Origin of the sequence: Natronorubrum halalkaliphilum, assembly GCF_009834785.1 — an archaeon.
Classification (GTDB): Archaea; Halobacteriota; Halobacteria; order Halobacteriales; family Natrialbaceae; genus Natronorubrum; species Natronorubrum halalkaliphilum.
Genome location: NZ_WUYX01000026.1, coordinates 163,870 through 188,119 on the forward strand (window position 1 = coordinate 163,870; position 24,250 = coordinate 188,119).

Here is a 24,250-nt window from a genome sequence, read left to right on the forward strand (position 1 = left end):
GGTTCTCCCGCGCTGACGAGACGGACAACCTATCTCGAACCACCCGCAAAAACGCGACGGCTTTTCGAGGACGAGGATTGCTCGCGGGCCAGCGGACCGTTCCCACTCTCTCGAGGAACCACCACCGAGCGACGAGTCACGGAACCTTTCAAGGTCCGCCTGGCCGAAGGATCGCTCAATGTCGGAACACCAGATCTCGCTCACCGTCGACGGGGAGCGGGAGACGCTAACGGTAGAGGGGCGGACGCTACTCGTCCACGCACTCCGGGAGGACCTGGGCGTTACCGCACCGAAGGTGGGCTGTGAGACCAGCAAGTGCGGGGCCTGTACGGTCGAACTCGACGGCGACGTCGTCAAGGCGTGTACCGTCCTTGCGGTCCAGGCCGACGGCAAGACCGTCCGGACGGCGGCGAGCGACACCGAGGACGACGTTCGCTCCGTCGTCACGCAGCAGTTTCACGAGCAACACGGCCTGCAGTGTGGCTACTGCACGCCGGGCATGGTGTTGACCGCGGCCGACCTGCTGCGGGAGAATCCGGACCCGACGCCGTCCGAGATTCGGGCGTCGCTGAAGGGGAACATCTGCCGGTGTACGGGGTACACGAACATCGTGCGAGCGGTGGAATCGGCGGCGTCCGAACTCGAGGGGACGGCCGCCGTCGCCGGAGACGGCGGTAAGACCGCGGCCGTCGACGGGTCCGCGCCGGAGGGTGACGACTGATGTTCCCGCCGTCGTTCGACTACCACCGCGCCTCGAGCGTTTCGGAGGCGCTGTCGTTGCTTGCGGAGCTTCCGGACGCGACGCTCCTGGCGGGCGGACACGCGCTGCTCCCCCGTCTCAAGAACGGCCGCGCCGAGCCGGGAGCGGTCGTCGACGTGAGCGAACTCCCGGAGCTGATCGGCGTCGATGTCGGCTCCGAGGCGACCGTCGTCGGCGCGGCGACCACGTACGCGACCCTGCTCGAGACGGGCACCGAGGCTGGCGACGCCGATGAAGAGTCCGACGCTGGCGGGTCTGTAGGCGATCCCACCGCCGGCCGTTCCGTCCTCGAACAGCACGCACCGGCGTTTCTCGAGGCGACTCGCGCGGTCGGCGATCGCCAGATTCGCAACCGCGGCACCGTCGGCGGCAACCTGGCGGAGGCGCATCCGGAGTCGGACCTGCCCGCCGCGGCGCTCGTCGCCGACGCGTCGGTCCGGATCCGCGGGTCGGGCGGAGAACGCGAGGTCGCCGTCGAGGAGTTTCTCACCGGCGCGTTCGAGAGCGCCGTCGGCGACGACGAGATCGTTACCGCCGTCCGGATTCCACATGTCGACGGTTGGGATGGGAGTAACGGCGGCGATGCTGAAGAGAACGGGAGCGACAGAAACGAACCGACCGTCGACAACGGCGGTGCCTACGTCCGGAAGACGCATCCGACGTCCGGCTACGCGATGGTCGGCGTCGCGGTTCGCGTCGGCATCGATGACGGCGTAATCGCGTCGGCACGCGTCGCCGCCAACGGCGTGGCCGACACCGCGCTGCGTCTCTCGAGCGTCGAGACGGCACTCGAGGGGATCGACGTGACCACCGAGGGCGTGGGCGAGCGCGTGACCGCAGCCGTCGAAAACGCGCCAGCCGACGTTCCCGAGGCAACACGGCGCGGCGACGTTCACGCGTCGGCAGAGTACCGCGTGAGCGTTCTCCCGACCTACGTGGAACGGGCGGTTCGAGCGGCCGTAGACAGTACGGAGGCCGGCTCGGATGGTGGTCCGGATTCCGTCGGCGACAGCGCTCCCGACTCCGACTCCGGGAGGAACGGCCGACGCGACCAGCAGGGAGGTGAGCCGCGATGAGCGACGCGGAGTCCGCGGACGCAGGAGCCGCCGACCCATCGGAGCACGATCAGGAGGCCGTCGACGAAGACGCAGACACAGACGCGTACACGGGATCTGGCGAAAAGCGCCGGGAGGACGCCGCGTTGCTCTCCGGACGCGCCGAGTACACCGACGACCGCGAGCCGCCGGGAACGGTCCACCTCGCGTTCGTTCGGAGCGAACACGGCCACGCCGACCTCGAGGAAATCGACACGTCGGCCGCCGAGGCGATGGACGACGTCCTCGGCGCGTACACGTGGGCCGACGTCGAGGCCTCGCCGTCGCCGGGTCGGCTCCAGCCGCCGGGACTTGACCGGGACGTTCCGGCCCATCCGGTGCTGGCGACGGACCGCGTGCGATACCACGGTCAGCCCGTCGCGGTCGTCGTCGCCGAGGATCGGTATCGTGCACGCGATGCCGCCGCGGCGGTCGACGTCGAGTACGACCCGCTTGAGGCGGTGGTCGACCCCGAGACGGCGGCAACCGATTCGGAAGCGCCACGGCTCTTCGAAGCCGCGCCGGACAACATCGCGACGACTGCGGAACTCGGTGACCGCGACGCGACCGAGGAGGCGTTCGCCGCGGCCGACCGGACGGTGTCGATCGACCTCGAGAACAACCGGCTTATTTCCTCGGCCCTCGAGCCCCGGGCCGCGATCGGCGAGTTCGATCCCGACGAGGGCTTTACCGTTACGGTGACGAGCCAGTCACCCCACGGCCACCGCCGAAAGCTGGCCCACACGCTCGGCGTCCGCGAGGGAGAGGTTCGGGTCGTCTCGCCCCGCGTCGGCGGCGGCTTCGGCCACAAGGGCCACCACCATCCCGGCGAGGCGATGGCGGCGTGGTGTGCCCGCGAACTCGAGGTCCCCGTGAAGTGGACGGCAACTCGGAGCGGCAACTACCTCGAGGGGGCACACGGCCGGGACCATCGGACCACGGCGGAGCTAGCAATCGACGACGACGGGACGATCCGCGGACTCAGGGCGGAGACGTACGCCAGCGTCGGTGGTTACGGGCTCGGTAGCGGGGCCAGAATGCCGGTCCGATACGGTCGCCTGTTATCGAGTCAGTACGCGATCGACGCCATCCACTGTGAGACCCGCGCCGTCTTTACCACCACGGCGCCGATCCACTCCTACCGCGGTGCCGGTCGTCCCGAAGCGATCTACGTCACCGAGCGGCTGATCGACGTCGCCGCCGACGAACTCGGGCTGGACCCCGTCGAACTCCGCCGTCGAAACCTCATCTCGCCAGAGGCGTTTCCCTACGAGACGCCCGTCGGCGCGACCTACGACTCGGGCGACTACGAGCCCGCGATGGACAAGGCGCTCGAGGCGATCGGGTACGACGAGCGAACCGACGCCACGGGAGCCGACGACGGCCGACTGCGCGGCGTCGGAATCGCCAACTACGTCGAGTCCACCGGCGGCGGCTTCGAGAGCGGACTGGTCCGCGTCCTTCCCGATGGAGACGTGGCGGTGTACGCCGGAACGCACTCCCACGGGCAGGGCCACGAGACGACCTACGCCCAGCTCGTCGCCGACGCGCTCGAGCGTCCGATCGACCGGATTCAGGTCTCCGAGGGCGACACGGCGGCGATTCCGACCGGAACAGGCACCTTCGGGAGCCGATCGACCATCGTCGGCGGCAACGCCGTCGTTGAGAGCGCCGAAAAGGTACTCGCGAAGGCGCGACGGATCGCGGCCACCGAACTCGGCGTCGACTCGGCACAGATCGGCTACGAGGACGGCACGTTCGCGGTCTCCGGAGCGAACGATTCCGTCTCGGCCGAGGCCGTCTCGGGCGCCGACGAGACGGTTTCGTTCGAGGACATCGCCGATACGGCGTACGGCTGGGGACTTCCCGACGACCTCGAGCCGGGGCTGGAATCGACGACCTTCTACGACCTGGACGGAGCGGCGTACACCTTCGGGACCCACGCCTGTGTCGTCGCCGTCGACCCCGACACCGGCGACGTGGAACTCGAGCGGTATTTCGCAGTCGACGACTGCGGCGAGCGCGTCAACCCGCTCATCGTCGAAGGACAGGTCCACGGCGGCGTCGCCCAGGGGATCGGCCAGGCGCGCTACGAACAGGTCGCCTACGACGATGACGGGACCCTACTGACCGAGACGATGGACAGCTACGGCGTACCGCGGGCCGCCGACCTGCCGTCGATCGAGACCGATTCGACCGTGACTCCGAGCCCCCTGAACGAACTCGGCGTCAAGGGGATCGGCGAGGCCGGCACCATCGCCGCCCCGCCGGCCGTCGTCAACGCCGTCTGCGACGCGCTCGATATCACCCACGTCGATATGCCGCTTACTGAAGAGCACGTCTGGCGGGCGATTTCGGACCAAAACGAGGAGTAGGGTCGGGCCTCCTGGTTCACGGCGTTATAAGGACGAGTTCGTGTGTGTACCGAACCCAGTTGTCAGATACGTCTGCGTCTGGAGTCCGGTGTGGTACCGCTGAACGATCTCGGATTGATGTTCCGGACAGGCCAGAACGACGGTCGCCCCGTTCTGGATCGGTATCATGGGATGGGCCGAATTGTACGGCGCGAGGCGACAGCTGGGACAACTGATCCCGCCGGCCGGCCGGTGATCCAGGAGCTCCGCCGCGTCTTCGGTCGTCAACCCGCAGACCGATCTGAACTCCTCGAGGTGTTCGTCACAGCCGATCGCGGGAATCGTAAGCTGATCCAGAAGGAGAAACGAAAGAGACTGCCGGCTCTCGGACTGCAGAGCGGACTGACACTCGTCACAGTTGACCGGCGAATGCCCCTCGTGACCGTCCGGCTGGGAGTGCTGGAACTCTGCTGATCGCATTACTGTACCGGCAGGTCGCCACACAGGTAAGTGATGGGGCGGCTCTCAGCCCACAAACCCGGCCGTGGTGAACGCTCGAGCGCGAGAGAATCCACACGAACGCCGGGAACGACTGGAACGAGTGGCCGCATTCCACAACTTCTTTGCACGGTCACACTCCCTTCCGTCCATGACCAAACTGCCGAACGACGTCGTCGGTGACGCGTACACGAGCACCTACCACTGGGAACTTCTCGAGGATCTGGTCGACATCGGTAACCGGATGGCGGGCCAGGAGGGCGAACGGCAGGGCGCCGAACGCGTCCGAAAGGCCTTCAGCGAGATCGGCCTGCAGAACGTCCATATCGACGAGTTCGAGATCGACGGCTGGTGGCGCGGCGACGCCGCGTTGTCCACCAGCGGCGTCCACGAGGACACCTTCGCGGCCGACTACCAGGTGATCGGTCTCCCGGGCACGCCGAGTGAGACCGTCGAGGCGGAGCTCGTCGACGTCGGCTACGGTCGCCCGGCAGACTTTGCGGAGGCGGACCTCGAGGGAAACATCGCGATGGCCTCGAGCGAGACGCCCGACGACCACGAGCGCAGACTCCACCGGATGGAAAAGTACGTCAGCGCGGTCGACGGCGGCGCGGTCGGCTTCGTCTTCCGCAATCACGTCGCGGGCTGTTTGCCGGCGACCGGCGAAATCGGCTACGATAACCGCCCCGGTCCCATCCCGGCGGTAGGCGTCTCGAAGGAGGTCGGAGATCGGCTACTGCGACACGCTTCGGACGGCTCGCTCCGGGTCGAACTCGACGTGGACGCCCGCAACGAGCGCACCGAATCGGTGAACGTCATCGGCGAGGCCGGACCGGACACCGACGACGTCGTGATGGTGACCGCTCACCTCGACGCCCACGACATCGCCGAGGGAGCCAACGATAACGGTGCGGGTACCGCTCTGGTCTGCGAGATCGCGCGGCTGCTCAAACGGGTCGAGGACGATCTCGAGACCCGCGTGCGGTTCGTTCCGTTCGGGTCGGAAGAGATCGGATTGCAAGGTGCCGCCCATTCGGTGGCGACCCAGGACCTGTCGAACGTCAAGTGCGTCATCAACATCGACGGCGCCGGCAACTCTCGAACGCTCCGCGTCAACGCCAACGAGTTCGACGGTCTACGGAATTTGTTCGAGGAAATTACCGACGAGTTCGACGTTCCGCTGGTGACGGACGACACCATCAGCCCCCACGGCGATCAGTGGGCGTTTGTCCAGGAAGGAGTTCCGGCGTCGATGACGTCGTCGACGTCCGAATCCAGCGGCCGAGGCTGGGGGCACACCCACGCCGACACGCTGGACAAACTCGACGTCCGAGACCTCCGTGAGCTGTCCGCGCTCATCGGCTCGGCGGCGTTTACCGCCGCCGAAGACGACCGGGAGTTTGCGCCCCGTTCTCGAGCGGAGACCAGGGAGATGATCGACGACGGCTACGTCCAGGAGTTGAAGATCGGCGGCCGGTGGCCCTACGACGAGTAGGATCATCTCGGCCTCAGTTCCGTTTGTTCTCGGTCCGTATCTCCGGAACCACTCTGTCTTCGAAACGGAAAGCAGCGACAGCTAACACCAGCGTCACGATAGTTGGTAGCTGTCTGTGACCAGTGTGTCTGCGATCGACGACAGTCGGCGGCTACCATCGTTGGAGGCCGGGGAAGCGACATCTTTCGGGCCGAAGTGCGTCGAGTTCGTCGCCAGTTGATCCGCGGGGACACCCACGGCTAGCAACGCTCGGTGGGGCCCGATTATCGGACGACGATGACCGGAACCGGCGCCCGACGGACGACGTTCTCTGCAACGCTACCGAGAAGCATCCGCGAGACACCCTCGCGGCCGTGGCTGCCGATAACAATCGTGTCGTATGCTTCGTTCTCCGCTCGCTCGACGATACGGTGGTCCGGCGTCCCGGTATCGATTTCGGTCTCCAGATTACGGCCGCGTTCTTCGGCTACGGCTGTCGCTTCATCGAGGATGGTCTGTCCGTGTTCATCGGCTTCCTTCGCGCCGGGAATCCTGTTTTCCGGGTCTTCGAACGCCGCCCAGTATCCCTCCGGAATCGGAACGACGTACAGGGCGGTAATGTCGGCCTCAGAGAATTGTTCGAACGCGTACTCGAGCGCCTTTTCCGACGGTGGCGAGCCGTCGTACGGGACAAGGATTTGCTCGCTCATGTGTGCCCCTATGCGTGCTTTCGATATAATATATTCACATATGGGAGGCAGAATGAAACGTGAATTGAACAACGGGGTCAGCCAGCGGCGATGACTCCGTGGCAGGTCCGATGTGTCGATACTTCGCCCGCCGAGCACACGCCCGAGTTACAGCGGGTGACTAAGCGGGGTGCAGTTAAACGCCGGGGGAAACGCCACAACAGGAGGAACGGTACCTCAGTTTTATTCCCTCGTATCGGGAAGAGACGATCGATGTACGACAGTATTCTACTCCCGACGGACATGAGCCCCGGTGTCGACCGAGCCATCGAACACGCTATCGACGCCGCCGAACGGTACGACGCGGATCTGCACGTGCTGTACGTCGTCGACGCAGACGCGTACAGTTCCTATCCCGGCGACGAGTACGTCCACGAGTTCGAAGGCCTCGAGAACGCGCTCGAACAGGCCGGTCGCGATGCGGTCGAGGAAATTACCGATCGGGCGGCTGCTGCCGACCTCGAGACGGTGAGTGAAATTCGCCACGGCGTCCCACACGAAGAGATTCTTGCGTACGGCGACGAAGCCGATATCGGACTCACGGTGGTCGGGTCGAAGAACCGGTCAGGCGAGTACCGACGAATGCTCGGAAGCGTCGCCGAACGCGTCGCGCGTCAGTCCGAACGGCCGGTAACGATCATCAAAACGCCCGTCGAGGAGACGGATACCTGATTCGGGATTCGGCTGATGGCTCGGACGGGAGCCCCCAGCAGCGACTACGCCGAGAGTTCGGATGCAACCGGGTTCGCGTGCTCGAGCGTTTCGAGGAACGCTTCGGCGTCGAGCGCCGCCATGCTGCCGGTCCCGGCGGCGGTAACCGCCTGCCGATAGTTTGGGTCCGCGACGTCTCCGGCAGCGAACACGCCCTCGACCGCCGTTTCCGTCGTCGCTCGACCGGCGTCGTCCGATCGGGTGAAGAGATACCCGCTCTCGTCGCGTTCGACGGTGGTTCCCTCGAGGAACTCGGTATTCGGCGTGTGCCCGATTCCGTAGAAGACGCCGCCGATCTCGATCGTCTCTCGTTCGACATCGGCCCCGTTCGCGGCCCGGTTTGCGGGGTAGCCGTCCGGATGCGAGACGAGCGTGGCACCGGTGACACCCGTCTCTCGTGAGCCGTGGATCCCCTCGAGTTCCGTATTCCAGCGGAACTCGATAGCCTCGTGGGTGCGGGCGCGATCGGCCATAATTTCGGAGGCTCGAAGGTCTTCGCGTCGGTGAACTACCGTCACGCTGTCGGCGAATTTCGCGAGGAAGAGCGCCTCTTCCATCGCGCTGTCGCCGCCGCCGATGACGAGGACGTCGTCGCCGCGGTGGAACGCGCCGTCACAGGTCGCACATGTCGAGAGCCCGTAGCCCATGAGTTCGTCCTCGCCGTCGGCACCGACCCAGCGAGCGCTCGCGCCGCTCGCGACGATCAGCGCACGCGTTCGCAGCGTCGTGCCGTCCGAAAGTTCGAGTTCGAGCGGACGACTCTCGAGTGCGACGTCCTCGACGGTCCCGTGCGTGAATTCGGCGCCGAACGCCGTCGCTTGCTCTTTGCCGTTCTGGATTAACTCCATCCCGCCGACGCCGTCGGGGAAGCCGAGGTAGTTCTCGACGTCGGTCGTCAACGTCAGCTGACCGCCCGGTTCGGGTCCCTCGAGCACCAGCGGCTCGAGATCGGCTCGCGCGGCGTAGACGGCCGCCGAGAGACCCGCGACGCCGGAGCCGACGATGATTACGTCGCGGACGAGTTCGGTCGCAGTGTCGCCCGCGCTCATTCGGTGTACCCCTCGATCAGGTCTCGGAGTCGGTCCGCCGGCAGCGCGCCGGTGTGCTGTTCGGCCTGGTTGCCGTCCGCATACAGGACGAGCGTCGGAACGCCACGTACGCCGTACGATCCCGCGAGTTGCTGGTGTTCGTCGACGTCGACTTTCGCGATCACGGCCTCGGTTTCGGCCGCCAGTCCGTCGAGGACCGGCTCGAGCATCTGGCAGGGGCCACACCAGTCAGCGTAGAAGTCCACGAGAACGACGTCGTGCTTCGATGTAACGTCCTCGAGGTGGGCTTCGCTCTCAATGGAGACCGGTTCGTCGATCGATCCTCCCGAAGCGTCGCCGCGTGCATCAGTTGCCATCACGTTCTCCTACGGCCCAGAGGTATTTAAGGATTTTGTGAGTAGTGTACAATATTGACTCAGGTAGCGGATCTCCTTTCACTGACAATGTGAGTATTAGCGACCACCAACTATAGCGAATTCACGGCCTATTTGCGAGTTTTTCGGCTCAGACGACGGTCTCGGTGCTGTGTCGATGCTACTTGACTCAATCAGAGTGGGATAGTACTGTTGTGGTAACAATGCAAAACAATAGGGAAGAGAAACAGAGAACGCAAGCCAAAACCTACCGGAGTTCCGGTCTGGTCCGGAGGCAGATCGCCGTCGTTCGTTAGCCTTCGACCGGTGTCGGACCGTCGTCGACGTGTTCGTACTTGTCCTCGAACTCCTGGATAAGCTGTCCCATCTTCGCGTACCAGTCGTTCAGCATCCGCTGCATGTCGTCTGCGATCTGATCCGGATCCGTCGGGGAGTAGACGTGGTAGTAGCCGCCCTGATCGTAGTTGATCTGCTCCTTCTGAATGAACCCGCTCTGGAGCAGTCGCTGGATCGACCGGTAGGCCGTCGAGCGCTCGCGGTCGACCCGGTCGGCGACCTCATCGATCGTCAGCGGTTCTTCGCTTTCGACCATCGCGCGGAAGCAGTCCTTGTCGAGTTGCTTGAGACCGTGGATACACTCCAGTAAGCCTTCACATTCCATATCCTGCTGGAGTTGTTCCGCCATTGAGTCAGCCATTATCTTAACTCGAGGTACGAACCGCGGCAGTATAAGAGTTGTGTGAATATTGCGCAAGTTCGGTCTGCAGCCGGTTCAGCCGTCGGAAACCGTAATTGTGACCTCAACTCGTCGTGCAGGGTGGACCCGTGGATCCGGTCTCGAATCAGTTCTCACCCGCAGTGAACGCCATTTCAGTCCCCCTGGCCGTTTCGACACTCCGGCAGTCACCCATCCACGACTCGAGCGTACCGCGACGTTCCGATCAAAGGGAAGCCGCCATCCGAAGACTGAACAGGACTTGTGCCCGGCAGCGTGATACCTACCCCACAGAGAATCGTTCATCTGCGTCTGCACGGGTACCCGAACGGCGGTGGTGAGCGTGAGCACGCCCGTACCATCTGTCATAGCAACGAATACCGAGTCCGGCAGTTTCGTCCCGAGGCCACACGCGATGGAGTTGGACGATACGAGTCCGGCGGCGGCAACTACCTCAGTATGTTGCAGAGAGAGTCCAAAATAGGGCAATAAGACTCCGTCCAGCGGTCGTCCAAACGTTCCATATTGCCACTCGTATGGGTCTTCGGTGGTTCTCGAGCGCAAATCTCGATGTTACGGCTCACCGTCAGTGTATAGAAATGGACTGGTTGCACAATACTTTTGTACTACCGCCGTCAACCCAGTATTGTATGTCAACCGAAACACCGAGGTCGATGGCGTTCGATTACGAGTGGGAGTATTCTCCACGTGTAACGACGCTTTTCGGCCTCTTTACGGTCGTCGCAGTTCTCGGGTGGATGATAACGGTCGCTCTCACAGCGATCCACATATTCGCAGTCCCCGCAATACCAGCCGATGCACCGGTACAGGGAAGTATCGAGGTCATCACCAGCCCGTGGGCGTACGTCTTCGGAATCCCGCTCGCGACACTCGGCGGGTTTTACTACCTGACGACGATCGGACTCGCGCTCTGGTGGTTCGACACCCGACACCCGCTGCTCATCAAGATTCTCACGCCGATCACCGCCAGCGGCGTCGCGTTCTCGGCGTACTTCGTCTACCTGCAACTGGGCGTCATCGGTGAGATCTGTCCGTTCTGTATGATGTCCGCAGCAGCAACGGTCGTCCTGTTCGGCCTCGAGTTAGTAATCCTCCGGCAGAGCACGACGCCGTCGCTGTCCAGCATGGGAAGTGACCTCGGTCGCGTCTTCGGGGAGACGAACTACGCAGTCGTCCTCTTCCCGGTTCTCGTGGGGTTGGTCACGCTCGCGGCCCTGTTTATGATTCCGTTGCTCCCGCTGCCGGACGTCGTTCCGTTCGCCTGATCACACCGACATCAAGCCTCGGCTAGCGATTCTACGAAACAAAATATAGCACACCAGTCCATCCTCGTTCGCCGGTGGTCACCGCGACAAGTCCGTGTCTACGCCATCAAGTTCGTGATCGATCGCCCAGACGTGGAAGTGACCGAAGGCGGGAAACAATTGCTCAGCTTTTGCCGTCGGTTCGTACTCGACACGTGGTGGAACTTCGTTATACTCTTCGCGGACGAGCAACCCCGCGTTAGTCAATTCCCGTAATCGGACAGAGAGCGTATTCGCAGCGATATCGAGCGAGGATTCCAGTTCAGAAAACCGTAGTGGGCCATCGGCAAACGCGAACTCCGACAGAACCGCGATCGCATGGGCGCTCCCGAGCAGCGATAGTAGCTCTTCGACCGTTGTCTCGACCTGCTGTCGTTGCTCTGGCGATAGCGATTCACGCAGATCACGTGCCTCTCCGGCGGATAATCCCGAACCCAGCCGAGACGACTCTTCGTTCCGTGTCACGTCTGGAACGACTACGCGTACCGCCTTAACTTTGTTATTCGAACCTTTGGATATCCATGGCGTATCACCCCTCCACTTCGAAGGTTCGAAGTTGGAAGTATAATACGTTGGTCGCTCTACTAGGTGTATGCAAATCACCGTCTTCGGCGCGACCGGCCGGACAGGGATTCCACTATGCGAACAGGCGCTCGCCAGGAATTACGAAGTCGTTGCCCACACGCGATCGCCGGAGAAACTTCCGTTTGAGGATGAGCAGTTGACCATTGTCGAAGGCGATGTATACACCGGAGACGGTGTCGCCGAAGCCGTCGAGGGCGCCGACGCAGTCGTGAGCGTTTTGGGTCACGGTGACGGATCACCCGACGACCTGCTCACGGTTGCTGGCGACCACATCATCGAGGCGATGGAAGACGCCAACGTGACTCGGTTCGTGACGCTCGTCGGAGCCGGGGTCCGCGAAGAGGGCGAATCGGTGTCCCTCGGCGGGAAAATAATGGGTGCGCTCCTGAAACTGCTCGCCCGCGACGTACTCGAAGATGCTGCCGAACACGCTCGCCGGGTGCGTGCGTCACAGCTCGAGTGGACGATCCTTCGGGCCCCACGACTCGGTGAAGGCAACCCGGAGGGCGATTACCGAATCGGCGACCTCAAACTGGGCTTCGACGCAGTCGATCGCGGCGATGTCGCTACCTGTCTCCTCGACCGACTCGAAAAGAACGATTACGGCGAAGAGATGCCGAAAGTCGGCGCCGTGTAGGACCTGTCAACAACCCCGACCTCAAGGGTCGGGGCATCCGCCTCGACCGCTGATGAAGGGTCTCGAGCAATCTCTCACGAGCCAGTTCTTCTTCCGGCGTTCGGTTATCATACCGAAATAGCGGGCGACAAACGGCGAGGATCAGTCGTGCGGGTGGAACCGCTTGACGGCGCGGTCGACGGCGTCGGTCTGCCCGAGAAAGGTCACGCGGTCGCCGTCGCGGAGTTCGTGGTCGCCCGTCGGGACTTCGGTCGAACTGTCTCGGTGAGTGAGCAGGCCGACGATGACGCCGTCGGGTATCTCGGCGTTGAGTTCGGCGATCGTCTTCCCGACGAGATCCGCCGCCGTCACCTCGATCTCCTGGACGTCGCCGGTGCGGCCGAGTTCGTTCATCCACGCCGACAGCGACGGCCGCTCTAAGACGTTCTCGAGCGACCACGCGGTCGCCATCGAGAGGTCGATCGCGCGGACGCCCAGCGACTCGAACGCGTCGACGTTGTCGGGTTGGTTGACACGCGAGGCGACCCGTTCTACGTCGAACGTCGTCTTGGCGAGCTGACAGGCCAGCAAATTGACGTCGTCGTCGGGCGCGGTTGCGATGACCGTCTTCGCGTCGGCCGCGCCGGCCCGCTCGAGGACGTCGGCGTCGGTGCCGTCGCCCTCGAGCGCGCGTAACCCGCGCTTCTGGGCCGTTTCGACCGCGTCGGGGTCGTTGTCGATCAACAGTACGTTCTCTCCGTCCCGTTCGAGCCGTTCCGCGAGGGAGAGGCCGACTCGTCCCCCGCCGACGATTATCGTGCGCATTGGTGATACCTGAAGCGTATTCGCGATCTGTCGTGCGAGGCCGGCCTGCAGGACGACCGTCGCGAAGATGATGAGGAAGACGGTGCCGGCGAGCAGTTGGGCTTCCTGAGAGCGGCCGAGCGCCTGCAACTCGACGGCAAACAGCGTCGCGACGCTCGCGGGGATGATCCCGCGCGGACCGACGGCGCTCAGGAAGAGTCGCTCGTTGCGAGTGAACCGCTCGCTGGTCGTCGAGAGGTAGATGACGGCCGGCCGGAGCACCAGCGTGATCGCGACGACGATGGCGATTCCGGCAAGACCGAGCGAAAGGATGTCTCCGAAGTCGATCAGCGCCGCCAACGCGACGAAGACAAAGGAGAGGACGACGACCGAGAGATCGTCGAGGAAGTCGATGACGTCCTCGTGGTAGGGAAGATCGACGTTGCCGAGGACGAAGCCGGCCATCGCGGCAGCGGCGATACCCGTCTCGCTGGCGACGGTCTCGGCGCCGGCGTAGGCGACGACGATTCCGGCGAGGACGATCAGGCGCGCGTGCAGCGGCGCCGCACAGGGTCTGGACCGTCCGCGGTCGAGCAACAGCCACACGGCGGCGGCGACGATCGCGCCGATCGCCAACCCGACGAACAGTCGCACGGCGAAGTTGCCGACGAGCGCGGCTGGCGTCCCGTCCCCGGCGACCAGCACCTCGAAGACGACGACCACAAGGATCGCCGCCGTGACGTCGTTGATCACGCCCTCTCCCTCGAGGACGGCGGCGACGTGGTCCCGGACGGTGACGACCTGCAGAATTGGGCCGATCACGGTCGGGCCGGTCGCGATCAACAGCGCGCCGACCAACAGTCCGACTTCGAGACTGGTCTCGAGGAAGACGACGACTGCCGCAGCCGTCCCGAGCCAGGTGATCGCTGCACCGACGGTGACGAGGCGAGTCAGCGCCGCGGGGCTCTCGCGGAGCTTCTCGCGGCGGAGGTGGTAGCCGCCCTCGAAGAGGATTATCGCGACGCTGACACCGACCATCGCCGAGAGTCCGCCGCCGAACGTTTCCCGAGAGACGACCCCGAGCACCTCGGGACCGATCGCAATCCCCGCGAGGATCAGGAAGAGGACGCTCGGGATCCGAAGGCGGTCAGCGAGGACGCGAGAGGCGACGCCGAGTGCGAGCACGAGCGCGACGATAGCGACGAGGTTCACGGGCGGTTACGCGCAATCGGGCCGAGCGTGGAAACGCGCGTCCCGGCCTCGTGCGGGCAGTTAACCGACGACATTAGTCGCCACCGTCGGGAGTCCCGCGTGTGTTCGACTCGCTCGCACCGATCGATTGGACGACCTTGTAGAGGATCATCGACGCGACGAAGAACGACGACCCCACGAGCAGGAACACACTCACCAGGTCGAGTGCGCCCGTACCCAGCCAGTTCGCGAGTTCGGAAAGCGCGATGCCGGCGCTGGCTAGCACCATCATGAGTCCGAAGTAGACGATCACGTCGTCCTCTTCGACCATCGTGGTCGCCGCCGAGCCGATCCGCGCGCCGAGGGCACTCCCGACGAGCAGCAGGGAGACGACCGTGAGGTCGACGCTGCCGGACATGCCGTAGGTAAAGGTCCCGAACGCGCCCGAAAACAGTCCGGCGAACAGACTGGTTCCGACGGCGGCCGTCAGCGGCGTCCCGATCAGGTAGTAGATCGCGGGCATACGGATGAACCCGCCGCCAACGCCGATCAGCCCGGAGACGAGGCCGACGCTTCCGCCGGCACCGCCGATCGTCCACAGCGATGCTCGGCCGCCGGAGGTGAGGTTGATCATCGGCGGCACACTGTACGACTGGATCTTCTGGCCGACCGCCGGAATCTCGTCGTCGTTGGCGTCGTCATCACCATCGTCGTCATCGTCCTCGAGGTTGTACGCACGACGCAGGAACAGCGCGCCGATTCCAGCCAGCAGGACGACGTAGGCAACGCCCGTGACGAGGTTGGCGATGCCGAGCGCCTCGAGGCCGAACACGAGCCGACTCCCGATTTCGATCCCGATCGAGAGGACGACGAACAGGATCGCGCCGAGTTTGTAGTCGACCTGGCCGACGTCGTAGTGTTTCAAGACAGCGATAACGGACGTTCCGAAGTAAAACGCCAGCCCGCTGCCGATCGCGACCGAGGCAGGATAGTCGAGGAGCAACAGCGTCGGCGTGATCAGGAAGGAACCGCCCATCCCGAAGAAGCCGAACAGCACCCCGACCATGAAACCGAAGCTCACGAACAGCGCCAACAGCGCCAGGCTGAGCCCGAATAGCTCCATCTATCGTGCGTCCGTGATCGTGTCGATCAGTGGCGTTGCGACTCGCTCGAGGGCGCCGTAGCCGACGTACAGGGCAACCGCCTGGACGAGGATGACGCCCACGAGGATCGTCGCCTGTACCAGCGGGGAGAGAGCTGCAGATTCGATCATTCGTTTGGACCCCCGTTTTCGTTCGATAGTGTGCGGATCATGGATTTCTACTCATTACTCTCTATCCGGAGAGTCGGTATAACGCTTTTGGGACTAGCGCACAATATTACTATAGAGTATGCGACGGCTATCCAACGGAGATATCTGTGTACGTTATGGGAATACACGTAGTTCGTCGATCGGCCGATTCGTACCCACACTTCGTGTCGTCCGCGTTATCATTGCCGCACGATAGGCGTCGCGCAGACTGTGGCTCTCGCGGCCCGAGAGCGTGGGAGCGAACTTGGTGTTCGAGCGAACGACCGGGTTCGGCGAAAGCGTCCGGACGGCCGCGTCAAATCCCTATGAAATTACCTTCAATAATTTCCCGTTGCCGATCGAACCGCCCTGGTATTGGGACACCCAAACAATATTATACCGTCAGCACCTACAGCCGGTATGAAAGCGGTACTCGCCACTGACCTCTCGGCCGCCAGCGAGGCGACCATCGAGAACGAGACCTGTCTCGAGTGTCTCGGCCGGATCGGGATCGAAGCGATGCATCTCGTGACGGTCATCCCCTCGAACGTTCACAGAGGAATGCCCGGTATCGACTTCGAGAAGCGCCGAAAGAAGGCGATCCGGAACTACCAACGAGTCATCGAGAACGCGGGATTCGACGTCGAGGTACACGTCGTCCGCGGGACGCCCCACCGACGCATCCGGGGTATTGCGGAGACGATCGACGCGAGTCTCACCGTCGTCGGTTCGCGCGGGAAGAGCCCGCTCGAAAACCGCGTTATCGGCTCGACGGCGCGCAACCTCGCGAGAACGACGGAGACCCCGCTGCTCGTCAACCGAATCGAACGCGAGGCCGACGACCCGGCCGTCGTCAGACAGCACCTCTTCCAGCGCATGCTGTACGCGACGGACTTCTCCGAGAACGCCGAACGCGCGTTCGAGACGTTCTCGTATCTCCGTCACGCGACTCAAGAAGCAACCCTTGTCCACGTCGAGACTCCGAAGGACCCGGGGCTCGCGGAAGACACGGACCCCGAGGGACGGCTAGCGGAGCTGGCCGACCAGCTCGAGGCGTGGGATATCGAGACGCGAATCGAGGTTCGACAGGGCGATCCCGCCGACGAAATTCTCGCCGTCGAAGACGCCGTCGATCCGACGACGATCCTCGTCGGCTCGCGCGGTCACAGTCGGCTTCGGAGACTGCTGCTGGGCAGCGTCTCCGAGGATCTCGTCGCTCGAGCGAACGGGAACGTGATGCTCGTCCCACCGGCCTGAATGCCCTCCCAGCCCGTCGCGTCTCGAACCGTAGCGATATTGTGATAGCGTCGAAATTGTGACCGGCTTTATCATGAGGGCGGTCGAATCGCCACGTATGGCCGACGACACGACGCTCCTCCGAACGGTATTGTTCATCGCGGGGCTCGTCATACTCGTCCCGCTGGTCCTGATGGCTGTCGCCTGGCCGATGATGGGGATGTGGGGTGGCGGGCACATGTGGAATGATGGCGCGTGGACTGGCCCGGGAATGTGGTTAGTTAGCTGGGTTCCCCTCCTGATGCTCCTGGTTGTTGGCTACTTAGTGTACAGGGCTGCCGCTCGCTCGACTCGCGCCGAAGACGACCCGGCGCTCGAGGAGCTCCGACTCGCCTACGCCCGCGGTGATATCTCGGACGAAGAGTTCAAGCAACGACGTGAGCGACTACGGCGGGACGAGTGAGTAGCACAAAGTGGCCTGAGCACTATACTGGATGTCACTCTGCACTTACTAACCGATCGTCAGCACGCGATCAGCCGATCTCACGATTTCGAGGAGGTCGGCCATCGTCGACATCGGACAGTACTCGCTTTCCTCGTTGTTGCGAATCTCGAGACACGTCCCACACGCCTGCAAGTCACCACCGGCATCGACGAACGCTTCCATTCGGTCACGAACGTCGAACTGGTCATCAGTGATTTCCTCGGCCTCGACGCCTTCTCCCAGCAGGAATACTGACACGTCGTGTCCGTTCTCGACTGCCGTAATACCGAACCGTAGCGCGTTCCAGGCGCGTTCGGGATCAGCAGTCTCGAGAACGATTCCGATACTATCAACTGATCGTTCAGATTGCTGCATTACAGATGTGTATTATATCCCCAATAGTATAAACTATTTCCTCCCCCATTGAGAAAGCGAGTAAAACGAGTTCACGTGAGAATCTCAGCAGTCAGTCCGTCTGAACCTCTATATCTCCGACCTGGGTCGATTCGTGGTACGTACAAATGTACACCGACATCTCTTCAGAGGCGACTACACCCTCGAGGGTCGTTTCTTCGCCTTCTTCGCTGACATCGTCGCTTTGGTAGTCGTCGATAATCTCGTCATTCTCGTCTCGTATCTCTAGATTATGCGTCACGCCGTCGGCGTTGATCCAGGTGAAATCGTATTCGTTCCCCTCGATGAGCGTGATCGTTGGATTGTCCTCGCCGTCGATGATACCGGGTTCCAGCCCAGTCCACGCCTCGATGCGGCCTTCGAAGTAGAACTCGTCGATGTCTTCCCACTCGTCGTCGGCCTCGCCATTTTCCGCTCCGTCCGGCTCCTCCTCGTCCGTATCGTTTTCTTCTCCAGGTCCTCCGCACCCTGCCAGTGCTGCCATACTAACTGCACCACTCGCTCCAAGGACCATACGACGTGTCAGGTCATTATCCATACAACATCTATCACCAGACGACCTGATAAACGGCTATTAGGCATTAGAGAGACTGTCATTGGAGACCGACCTGGAATTCCCCAGTGGGGGACATCAGAAACAGCGACTGGATGGAGCAGCGATACAACCGATCCCCCATACACGGTTCCGGCGGGTGCCTTCGCTGCAGTATCGGAACACAAGAATCGACAACCGTAGCACGCCAGTTCGGAACGTCAGCCGTGGCGTTCTCACTACGTTTCTCGTATCTGCTCGAGTGCGTCTGCGAACCGCTCTAGTGGCTGGGCGCCAACTAGCGTCCCGGCCGCCTCCGTTTCCGGGTCAAAAACGACGAACGTCGGTGTTCCGCGGATATCGAACGCCCGTGCCTGTTCCGCGTCGGCTTCGACCGTTTTTTCAAACTCCGAGCGCTCGTCCTCGAGACACGCCTCGAGTTCGGCGGCGTCGACGTCCGGAACCGAGTCGGTGATCTCGAGGAGGCTGTCGGCGCTGGCCCACCCCGAATTGCGCTCGCCCTGTTCCGCGAAGACCGCAGCGTGCCAGTCCCAGTACGTCGACGGGTCCGACTCGCGGACCTGTTCCCAGACGCACTTCGAGGCGACAGCAGCGGTCATCGAATCCGCCCCGAAGAAGGGCACCACGATAAAGACGAGACGAACCTCCCCCGACTCGACGTACTCCGAGACGAGGTCGGGGAGCGTCTCCCGCTCGAACTGTTCGCAGATCGGACACTGGAAGTCGGTCCAGTAGTAGATCTCGATCGGTGCGTCCGTATCGCCCATGATCGGCTTTCCCGCCAGGTCGACGCCGAGGGCTGACGTCTCTTCGCTCGCGTGCATCGTCGGCGAAAGGGAGCTACCATCGTCGGTATCGTCCGAGCGGGAGAGATAGTAGACACCGCCGCCACCGAGCGCGAGGGTCGAACCGGCGAGCACGGCGCGCCGGGTCGTCTGATCGAGCGACATTCGTGTTCGGTTGCTGGTTCACATCGATTCCTCGTAACCGACGCGCCGATTTGCCGAGTCAGCAAAACGGAGGAGCACCTTTGTGATCATCGTGCGACGAAACACCTACTCGTGGTATCGAGCACGCTCGAGACAGTTCGAAGACAGGTCGTGAGTCGTCCGTCCTCAAAACCCAGTGGCGACCACCCGTCCGTGACATCCGTCGGCAGACATCTGGCTGCAAACTGGGTGACGGAGTTGTGAACTGGGACGAGTCGGTCGGCAGGTTCGGGCGGAACCTTTCGAACGCGATACGGTATCCGTTCGAGTCCTGGTACGGGACGGTTGGCTTCGTCCTCGTCACGTTCGGTACCTACATCCTGTTGATTCTGAGTACGATGCCGGAGTTTGCGCTCCAGATGCTCGCCGACGGACTCCACTGGTTCGATTACGTCCTCGTCTCGCTGACGGAGTCCGTCTACCTGACCAACGGCGCCACGGGGCTCGGGATTATCGTCACCTACGCGCTCCTGACCGGCGTCGCCGTCGTCAATGCCGTCGCACAGCTCCGGCTCGTCGGCCTCTCGGGTGCGACGAGCGTGTCCGGTGTCCTCCCGGGACTCGTCGCGTCCGGTTGTGCGAGCTGTGGGGCAGGTCTGCTCGCCTTCCTCGGGTTCGCCGGCGGGCTGACGCTGCTTCCGTTTGACGGCACGCTCCTTCAGGTCGGCGGTCTCGCGCTCTTGCTGTTCTTTCTCGGACGAGCGGGCCATCCCGAACAGTGCGTCGTCTCACTGGAGGGATCACAGTGACGAGAAGCGGACACCACCGATTACTCGGCACAAACCGACGCGCGATCAGCTGGGGGGCCGCTACGTCAGCAGGTGTGTTCGTCTTGTTCGGACTCGTCACTGAACTCATCCCGAATCCGCTCTTCGTTCGGATGGTCCCGCGGACGGGCTTCGATTACCTGTTTCTCACCCTGACTGCGCTTCTGGCTGGCGTCTACGTCACTCAACGGCTGGCAACTGACGTCCGCACCGTTGAAGACCTCGAGGACGAGGGAGCCGACCGAGACGAACATAGCGATTACGACCCCGACCTCAATCACGATCATCGCCACGGTGAGAACGACGAAGCCGATACAGATCGGTTGGCGTTCGGCGGTTTAGTCGGTGGATTTTTGGCAGTCAGCTGTCCGATCTGTAACGCCGTCCTTCTAGCGCTGTTCGGATCGTCCGCACTCATGACGTACTTCGATCCGCTGCGTCCCCTGCTCGGAGCGGTCTCGGTCGCACTACTTGCGGGGTTGATTTACGTTCGCCACCGACGGTCGTGTCCGACGTGTGCGCCCCAATCGTGATCGGCGATCAATCCGTGTCCTTCCACTCGCCAGCCTCGACCTCGCGAAACTCCCCTTTGGCCTCGCGTTCGCGCGGCCAGAGCATTACGACGAGTAACGCTGCGTAGAACGCTCCGACGACACCGAGAACGACAGATCCGGCGAGTGTTCCAACTGCTGCGGCGGCGGGGAGAGTGGCATCCGGGACGAACGCCGTCACGCGAAAGAGCCACGCGAGACCGAGGACGAGCAACAGCGCGAAGTAGATGCGTCGAAGTCGATTCGACACGGCCTCGAACATTGTGATCTTGTACGTCGGGTATCGGTAGTCTTCCCCCAGTTCGGTTCGCCAATCGTCGTGTTCGACCTCCAATGACGGATCGAACGCGTTCGCGAAGAGATCCTGCTGGAAGAGGCGAACGCGAGAACGGTAGACATCGTAGTCGCGGTACCGGCGAGCTTCGATCCAGCAAAACAGGCCGACGGCCAGCACGCCGATGAGGATGATATAGTGGGGGTTGTCGGGACTCGAGAACGCCCACGTGAGGATCGCAGCCATGATCGTGACGCTCCACGTCGTCGTCTGGTCCAGTCGGGATCGCCAGGTCGTTTCACGATCCAACTCTCCGCGATAGGCGTCGCCGAAGACCGTACTCAACTCTGACGTGTCCCGTCCTATCTCGCGACCGGGATCCGCCGCTGTACCGTCAGTATCGGTGTCGTCAGTCATCGGCCTTCCTCGTCTTTCGGTAAGCAACGCAAAATAACGGTGGGCAGAATGAGTTTTCTTATATTGCACAATACTAAAATACTCTCGGCGCGTAGGGGCCTCAATGACTGATACGGCCTCTAAAACGACTGCTGTTGCAGAGAACGCACCGCAAACGCCGATTCAGCTGACCGACGCGGCCGAGTACGACGACCTGCTCGAGGCCAACGACCTCGTGCTCCTCGAGTTCGTCACGTCCGGGTGTGGTATCTGTGCGTCTATGGAGCCGGTACTCAGTGTCGTCGCGCGCAGCGCACCCGGTGCGGTAGTGACGGTAAACGCCGGACTCGTTCCGGACCTCGCTGACGAGTTCACCGTCCGACGCGTCCCGACGTTCGTCGTCTTAAAAGACGGCGAGGAAGTCGATCGACTGGACGAGGGCTTCCAATCCGCAGACACGCTCGTCGACGTCCTCGAAACGCACGCTGGAACTAAAGAATAGGCCGGTACGACCGCCTCGGAGAGCAAGATCAGTTTGGGACAGTCTAGATCAGTACGGGTTAACTCTCGGTCTTCTCGACGACGACGTCCTCGATCGCGAGGACGTCGAGTCCCATCCCGTAGAAGTCTTTGAGCGCCTGCGTCGGCGTTCGGACGATCGGTTCGGCGTGGTCGTTGAACGAGGTGTTGAGGACGACCGGCACACCGATTATATCGGCGAATTCGGAGATGAGACGATGATAGCGCGGGTGCTGGTCTTCGCGGACGGTCTGGGGCCGCGTCGAGTCGTCGGCCGGGTGCAAGACGGCCTCCAGATCGTCGGTCTGTTCGGGGTCGACGTCGTACGCGTCGATCATGAACGGCGCCGGGGCACCGTCTATCAGGTAGTCTGCGGCCGCGTCCTCGAGCATCGACGGCGCGAACGGTCGCCACTCTTCGCGGTGTTTGACGAACCGGTTGACCCGATCCCGTGACTCTGCAGTACGCGGATCGGCGAGGATGCTCCGGGCACCGAGCGCTCGCGGCCCCATCTCCATACGACCCTGAAACCAGCCGACGAGCTGGCCATCCGCGATCCGTTCGGCGACGTACCGTTCGAGATCGCCCGGTTCCGTGTAGGCGATCTTATTGGTTTCGAGGAGCTCCCTGATCTCGCTGGTCTCGTACTCGGGGCCGAGGTAGACGGTCGTCTGTCGGTCGACTGCGGCCGGCCGTTGCTGGGACCAGCCCGCCCCGAGTGCGAGCCCCGCGTCGTGGGCGACCGGCTGGACGAAGACATCCTCGACCAGCGGCGACTCGCGAACGTGCTTGTTCAGTTTGCAGTTGAGCGCGACGCCGCCGGCGAGGGCCACGTTCGACGTCCCCAGTTGCTCGACCACAGACTCTGCGATGTCGACGACAGTCTCCTCGAGCAATTTCTGTGCCGTGTGCGCGAGGTCCTTCTCCCACTGGTCGAACTCGCCCGGCGTCTCGTTGCGCGGCTGATCGAAGGTCTCCTCAAGGAGGGCGACGCCGTGGCCGGTGCCCCACCTCTTCGTCAGTTCGGTAACGTCGTAGTCGGCCCCGGTGTCGATCAGTTCCCGCAGCGCGCGTTCGATTGCCGGGTTATCGTCGCCGTAGGGTGCGAGCCCCATCACCTTCCCCTCGCCGTTGAACATCCGATAGCCGAGGTACTCCGTGACGATCGCGAAAAAGAGCCCGAGGCTGTTAGGATGCTCGTAGGTGTGGACACGGGTGAGTCCGTCCTCGTCGCCACGCCAGACGACCGTCGAGTCGTACTCGCCTTTCGCGTCGACGGTGAGGACGACCGCCTTGTCGAAGCCGGACGGGTGGAACGCGCTCGCCGCGTGACAGCGGTGGTGAGAGATCGTCTCGATCGGTGGGAGTGGCGACCCGATCGATTCGAGGCGGTTTTCGATCTGTCGCGTTGGTACGAACCGAGCTCGAGCCTGACTGACGATCGTATTCTCCAGCGCAGAGAGCTTTCGGCCCAGTCCGGGGGCACGAAGCGCATCTGTAACGTAGTGGCCGGTGAGTTCGCTACGGAGGCTCGGGTCGTAGGGCAGCAAGATACGTTCGAGGTCCGAGAGCTCGAGGTTACGGTAGTCGAGACAGGCCTGGATCGCTCGCTCGGGGAAGGTCTCAGTCGCGTGTTTGGTTCGTGTATACCGTTCCTCTTCGACCCCGAAGACGGGTGTTCGGTCCTCGAAGAGCACGGCGCTCGGATCGTGTTGTCCGTAGAGTCCGATCGAGGGCTTGAACGCGAGTCGATAGGTAGTCATGGTTCCTGAAAGATCCGCGATTCGGAGCAACTGCAACGACAGGTAAATCACCAGGGGGGTTTTGCTGGACCAGCAAAACGCTGGCTATATACCTGAGGACGGAGACGGCGCCGACGCGCGGTTTGTGACGGGAGAGCACCCACCAAGTGCAGTCGGTGTACGTGACCGACGAGAACGGTCCGCGGTATCGATCGCTAGTGCTTGCAGTCCGAACAGCTGGTTCGCCAGCGGACGACGAATCCGATGACTCCCAGCGTCAGCACCGTCACGATGATCTGTCCGAGACCGGCGCCTAGTCCAGCCGCAGCGCCACCGCCTGCCAGTCCAACAGCGCCAGGAGCAAGCGCCAGACAGCAGAGGCTCGCCGCGCCTGCAAGGCCGAATAGCGACCGTCGTGACGCAGTCTTTGCATCCATGTGGACACTCTATGTGGATGATACGGATAGACATTGTGGAGCCGAATCGAACGAATGTCGTGGCAATGTCCAGTGAAAGATCATATGGGAGTTGGCCTCCGCAATTATCCCCAGAACGAGGCGTTACCGAGACAGTAAAACAACGCCACCCAACCGACGAAAAGACCCGCAATGACGACGATGAAGTCGGCCAGACACGTACCAACGATAACACAGTATCAGTACCTCACAAATCAGTCTCAGCTAACCGGCGCTGAAGTGTGATTTACCGACGAGTCAGAGCCGAATCCGTTCTCCG

At 62.8% G+C, this 24,250-nt stretch carries 27 protein-coding genes; 12 read left to right on the top strand and 15 right to left on the bottom strand.

The window, feature by feature from the left end; genetic code table 11:
• The first annotated feature begins 178 nt into the window (after positions 1-178).
• The 3 genes from GS429_RS07635 to GS429_RS07645 are packed head-to-tail and all read left to right on the top strand — an operon-like array spanning position 179 to position 4,229.
• Positions 179-721, top strand: coding sequence for a (2Fe-2S)-binding protein (locus GS429_RS07635; protein ID WP_160064227.1), 543 nt, complete (start codon positions 179-181; stop codon positions 719-721).
• Positions 721-1,836, top strand: coding sequence for an FAD binding domain-containing protein (locus tag GS429_RS07640; RefSeq protein ID WP_160064229.1), 1,116 nt, complete (start codon positions 721-723; stop codon positions 1,834-1,836). Before GS429_RS07635 ends, GS429_RS07640 begins: the two co-directional genes overlap by 1 nt.
• Complete coding sequence (locus GS429_RS07645) at positions 1,833-4,229, top strand: xanthine dehydrogenase family protein molybdopterin-binding subunit (protein WP_160064231.1); 2,397 nt, start codon at positions 1,833-1,835, stop codon at positions 4,227-4,229. The genes GS429_RS07640 and GS429_RS07645 overlap by 4 nt, the downstream gene beginning before the upstream one ends.
• 24 nt (positions 4,230-4,253) lie before the next feature.
• On the opposite strand, the gene GS429_RS07650 is transcribed toward GS429_RS07645, so the two are convergent.
• Positions 4,254-4,688, bottom strand: coding sequence for a hypothetical protein (locus GS429_RS07650; protein ID WP_160064233.1), 435 nt, complete (start codon positions 4,686-4,688; stop codon positions 4,254-4,256).
• Positions 4,689-4,857: 169 nt separating this feature from the next.
• On the opposite strand from GS429_RS07650, the gene GS429_RS07655 reads away from it, so the two are divergent.
• Entirely contained in the window at positions 4,858-6,201 is a 1,344-nt protein-coding gene (locus tag GS429_RS07655; protein WP_160064235.1) for a M28 family peptidase, read from the top strand.
• A 263-nt stretch (positions 6,202-6,464) separates the two neighbouring features.
• On the opposite strand, the gene GS429_RS07660 is transcribed toward GS429_RS07655, so the two are convergent.
• On the bottom strand, positions 6,465-6,890 hold the full coding sequence (locus tag GS429_RS07660) for a universal stress protein (RefSeq protein WP_160064236.1): 426 nt from the start codon (positions 6,888-6,890) through the stop codon (positions 6,465-6,467).
• 252 nt (positions 6,891-7,142) lie between these two features.
• Here GS429_RS07660 and GS429_RS07665 point away from each other — a divergent pair, with 252 nt between their 5' ends.
• Positions 7,143-7,601, top strand: coding sequence for a universal stress protein (locus tag GS429_RS07665; protein ID WP_160064237.1), 459 nt, complete (start codon positions 7,143-7,145; stop codon positions 7,599-7,601).
• 44 nt (positions 7,602-7,645) lie between these two features.
• On the opposite strand, the gene GS429_RS07670 is transcribed toward GS429_RS07665, so the two are convergent.
• The 3 genes from GS429_RS07670 to GS429_RS07680 all read right to left on the bottom strand — a co-directional run bounded on the left by GS429_RS07670 (position 7,646) and on the right by GS429_RS07680 (position 9,760).
• A complete protein-coding gene (locus tag GS429_RS07670; protein WP_160064238.1) occupies positions 7,646-8,689 on the bottom strand; it encodes an NAD(P)/FAD-dependent oxidoreductase in 1,044 nt (347 codons plus the stop codon).
• Positions 8,686-9,045 (bottom strand): thioredoxin, encoded by a 360-nt coding sequence (gene trxA, locus GS429_RS07675; protein ID WP_160064239.1) that lies wholly within the window; start codon positions 9,043-9,045, stop codon positions 8,686-8,688. The genes GS429_RS07670 and trxA overlap by 4 nt, the downstream gene beginning before the upstream one ends.
• A 310-nt stretch (positions 9,046-9,355) precedes the next feature.
• Entirely contained in the window at positions 9,356-9,760 is a 405-nt protein-coding gene (locus GS429_RS07680) for a helix-turn-helix domain-containing protein (RefSeq protein ID WP_160064240.1), read from the bottom strand.
• Positions 9,761-10,428: 668 nt separating this feature from the next.
• On the opposite strand from GS429_RS07680, the gene GS429_RS07685 reads away from it, so the two are divergent.
• Positions 10,429-11,064, top strand: coding sequence for a vitamin K epoxide reductase family protein (locus tag GS429_RS07685; RefSeq protein WP_201293979.1), 636 nt, complete (start codon positions 10,429-10,431; stop codon positions 11,062-11,064).
• A 78-nt stretch (positions 11,065-11,142) separates the two neighbouring features.
• On the opposite strand, the gene GS429_RS07690 is transcribed toward GS429_RS07685, so the two are convergent.
• A complete protein-coding gene (locus tag GS429_RS07690; protein ID WP_328821290.1) occupies positions 11,143-11,568 on the bottom strand; it encodes a winged helix-turn-helix transcriptional regulator in 426 nt (141 codons plus the stop codon).
• Positions 11,569-11,695: 127 nt separating this feature from the next.
• Here GS429_RS07690 and GS429_RS07695 point away from each other — a divergent pair, with 127 nt between their 5' ends.
• Positions 11,696-12,325, top strand: a complete 630-nt coding sequence (locus GS429_RS07695) for an NAD(P)-dependent oxidoreductase (RefSeq protein WP_160064241.1) — start codon at positions 11,696-11,698, stop codon at positions 12,323-12,325.
• A gap of 141 nt (positions 12,326-12,466) precedes the next feature.
• On the opposite strand, the gene GS429_RS07700 is transcribed toward GS429_RS07695, so the two are convergent.
• The 3 genes from GS429_RS07700 to GS429_RS21785 form a co-directional block, all read right to left on the bottom strand.
• Positions 12,467-14,320: a cation:proton antiporter domain-containing protein gene (locus GS429_RS07700; protein ID WP_328821291.1), complete on the bottom strand. Its 1,854-nt coding sequence runs from the start codon at positions 14,318-14,320 to the stop codon at positions 12,467-12,469.
• A gap of 73 nt (positions 14,321-14,393) precedes the next feature.
• Positions 14,394-15,422, bottom strand: a complete 1,029-nt coding sequence (locus GS429_RS07705) for a sulfite exporter TauE/SafE family protein (protein ID WP_160064242.1) — start codon at positions 15,420-15,422, stop codon at positions 14,394-14,396.
• A complete protein-coding gene (locus GS429_RS21785; protein WP_201293980.1) occupies positions 15,423-15,572 on the bottom strand; it encodes a DUF7512 family protein in 150 nt (49 codons plus the stop codon).
• A 438-nt stretch (positions 15,573-16,010) separates the two neighbouring features.
• Here GS429_RS21785 and GS429_RS07710 point away from each other — a divergent pair, with 438 nt between their 5' ends.
• Complete coding sequence (locus GS429_RS07710) at positions 16,011-16,847, top strand: universal stress protein (protein WP_160064243.1); 837 nt, start codon at positions 16,011-16,013, stop codon at positions 16,845-16,847.
• Between the two features lie 97 nt (positions 16,848-16,944).
• Complete coding sequence (locus GS429_RS07715) at positions 16,945-17,289, top strand: SHOCT domain-containing protein (protein WP_160064245.1); 345 nt, start codon at positions 16,945-16,947, stop codon at positions 17,287-17,289.
• A gap of 48 nt (positions 17,290-17,337) precedes the next feature.
• On the opposite strand, the gene GS429_RS07720 is transcribed toward GS429_RS07715, so the two are convergent.
• From GS429_RS07720 to GS429_RS07730, 3 genes are all read right to left on the bottom strand, one after another.
• Positions 17,338-17,685, bottom strand: coding sequence for a DsrE family protein (locus GS429_RS07720; protein ID WP_160064247.1), 348 nt, complete (start codon positions 17,683-17,685; stop codon positions 17,338-17,340).
• 91 nt (positions 17,686-17,776) lie between these two features.
• A complete protein-coding gene (locus tag GS429_RS07725; RefSeq protein ID WP_160064249.1) occupies positions 17,777-18,262 on the bottom strand; it encodes a PKD domain-containing protein in 486 nt (161 codons plus the stop codon).
• A 233-nt stretch (positions 18,263-18,495) separates the two neighbouring features.
• Positions 18,496-19,227: a DsbA family protein gene (locus tag GS429_RS07730; protein ID WP_160064251.1), complete on the bottom strand. Its 732-nt coding sequence runs from the start codon at positions 19,225-19,227 to the stop codon at positions 18,496-18,498.
• Between the two features lie 239 nt (positions 19,228-19,466).
• On the opposite strand from GS429_RS07730, the gene GS429_RS07735 reads away from it, so the two are divergent.
• Together GS429_RS07735 and GS429_RS07740 are read left to right on the top strand one after the other, a co-directional pair.
• Complete coding sequence (locus tag GS429_RS07735; protein ID WP_328821292.1) at positions 19,467-20,015, top strand: hypothetical protein; 549 nt, start codon at positions 19,467-19,469, stop codon at positions 20,013-20,015.
• Positions 20,012-20,566, top strand: a complete 555-nt coding sequence (locus GS429_RS07740) for a hypothetical protein (RefSeq protein ID WP_425438195.1) — start codon at positions 20,012-20,014, stop codon at positions 20,564-20,566. Before GS429_RS07735 ends, GS429_RS07740 begins: the two co-directional genes overlap by 4 nt.
• 7 nt (positions 20,567-20,573) lie before the next feature.
• Here the strand turns inward: GS429_RS07740 and GS429_RS07745 are convergent, their stop codons facing one another.
• Positions 20,574-21,275, bottom strand: coding sequence for a DUF2270 domain-containing protein (locus GS429_RS07745; protein WP_160064253.1), 702 nt, complete (start codon positions 21,273-21,275; stop codon positions 20,574-20,576).
• 103 nt (positions 21,276-21,378) lie between these two features.
• On the opposite strand from GS429_RS07745, the gene GS429_RS07750 reads away from it, so the two are divergent.
• Positions 21,379-21,756, top strand: a complete 378-nt coding sequence (locus GS429_RS07750) for a thioredoxin family protein (RefSeq protein WP_160064255.1) — start codon at positions 21,379-21,381, stop codon at positions 21,754-21,756.
• Positions 21,757-21,814: 58 nt separating this feature from the next.
• Here the strand turns inward: GS429_RS07750 and GS429_RS07755 are convergent, their stop codons facing one another.
• Both GS429_RS07755 and GS429_RS07760 read right to left on the bottom strand, forming a co-directional pair.
• Entirely contained in the window at positions 21,815-23,536 is a 1,722-nt protein-coding gene (locus GS429_RS07755; RefSeq protein WP_160064257.1) for a carbamoyltransferase family protein, read from the bottom strand.
• Between the two features lie 194 nt (positions 23,537-23,730).
• Entirely contained in the window at positions 23,731-23,952 is a 222-nt protein-coding gene (locus GS429_RS07760; protein ID WP_148859257.1) for a hypothetical protein, read from the bottom strand.
• Between the last annotated feature and the right edge of the window lie 298 nt (positions 23,953-24,250).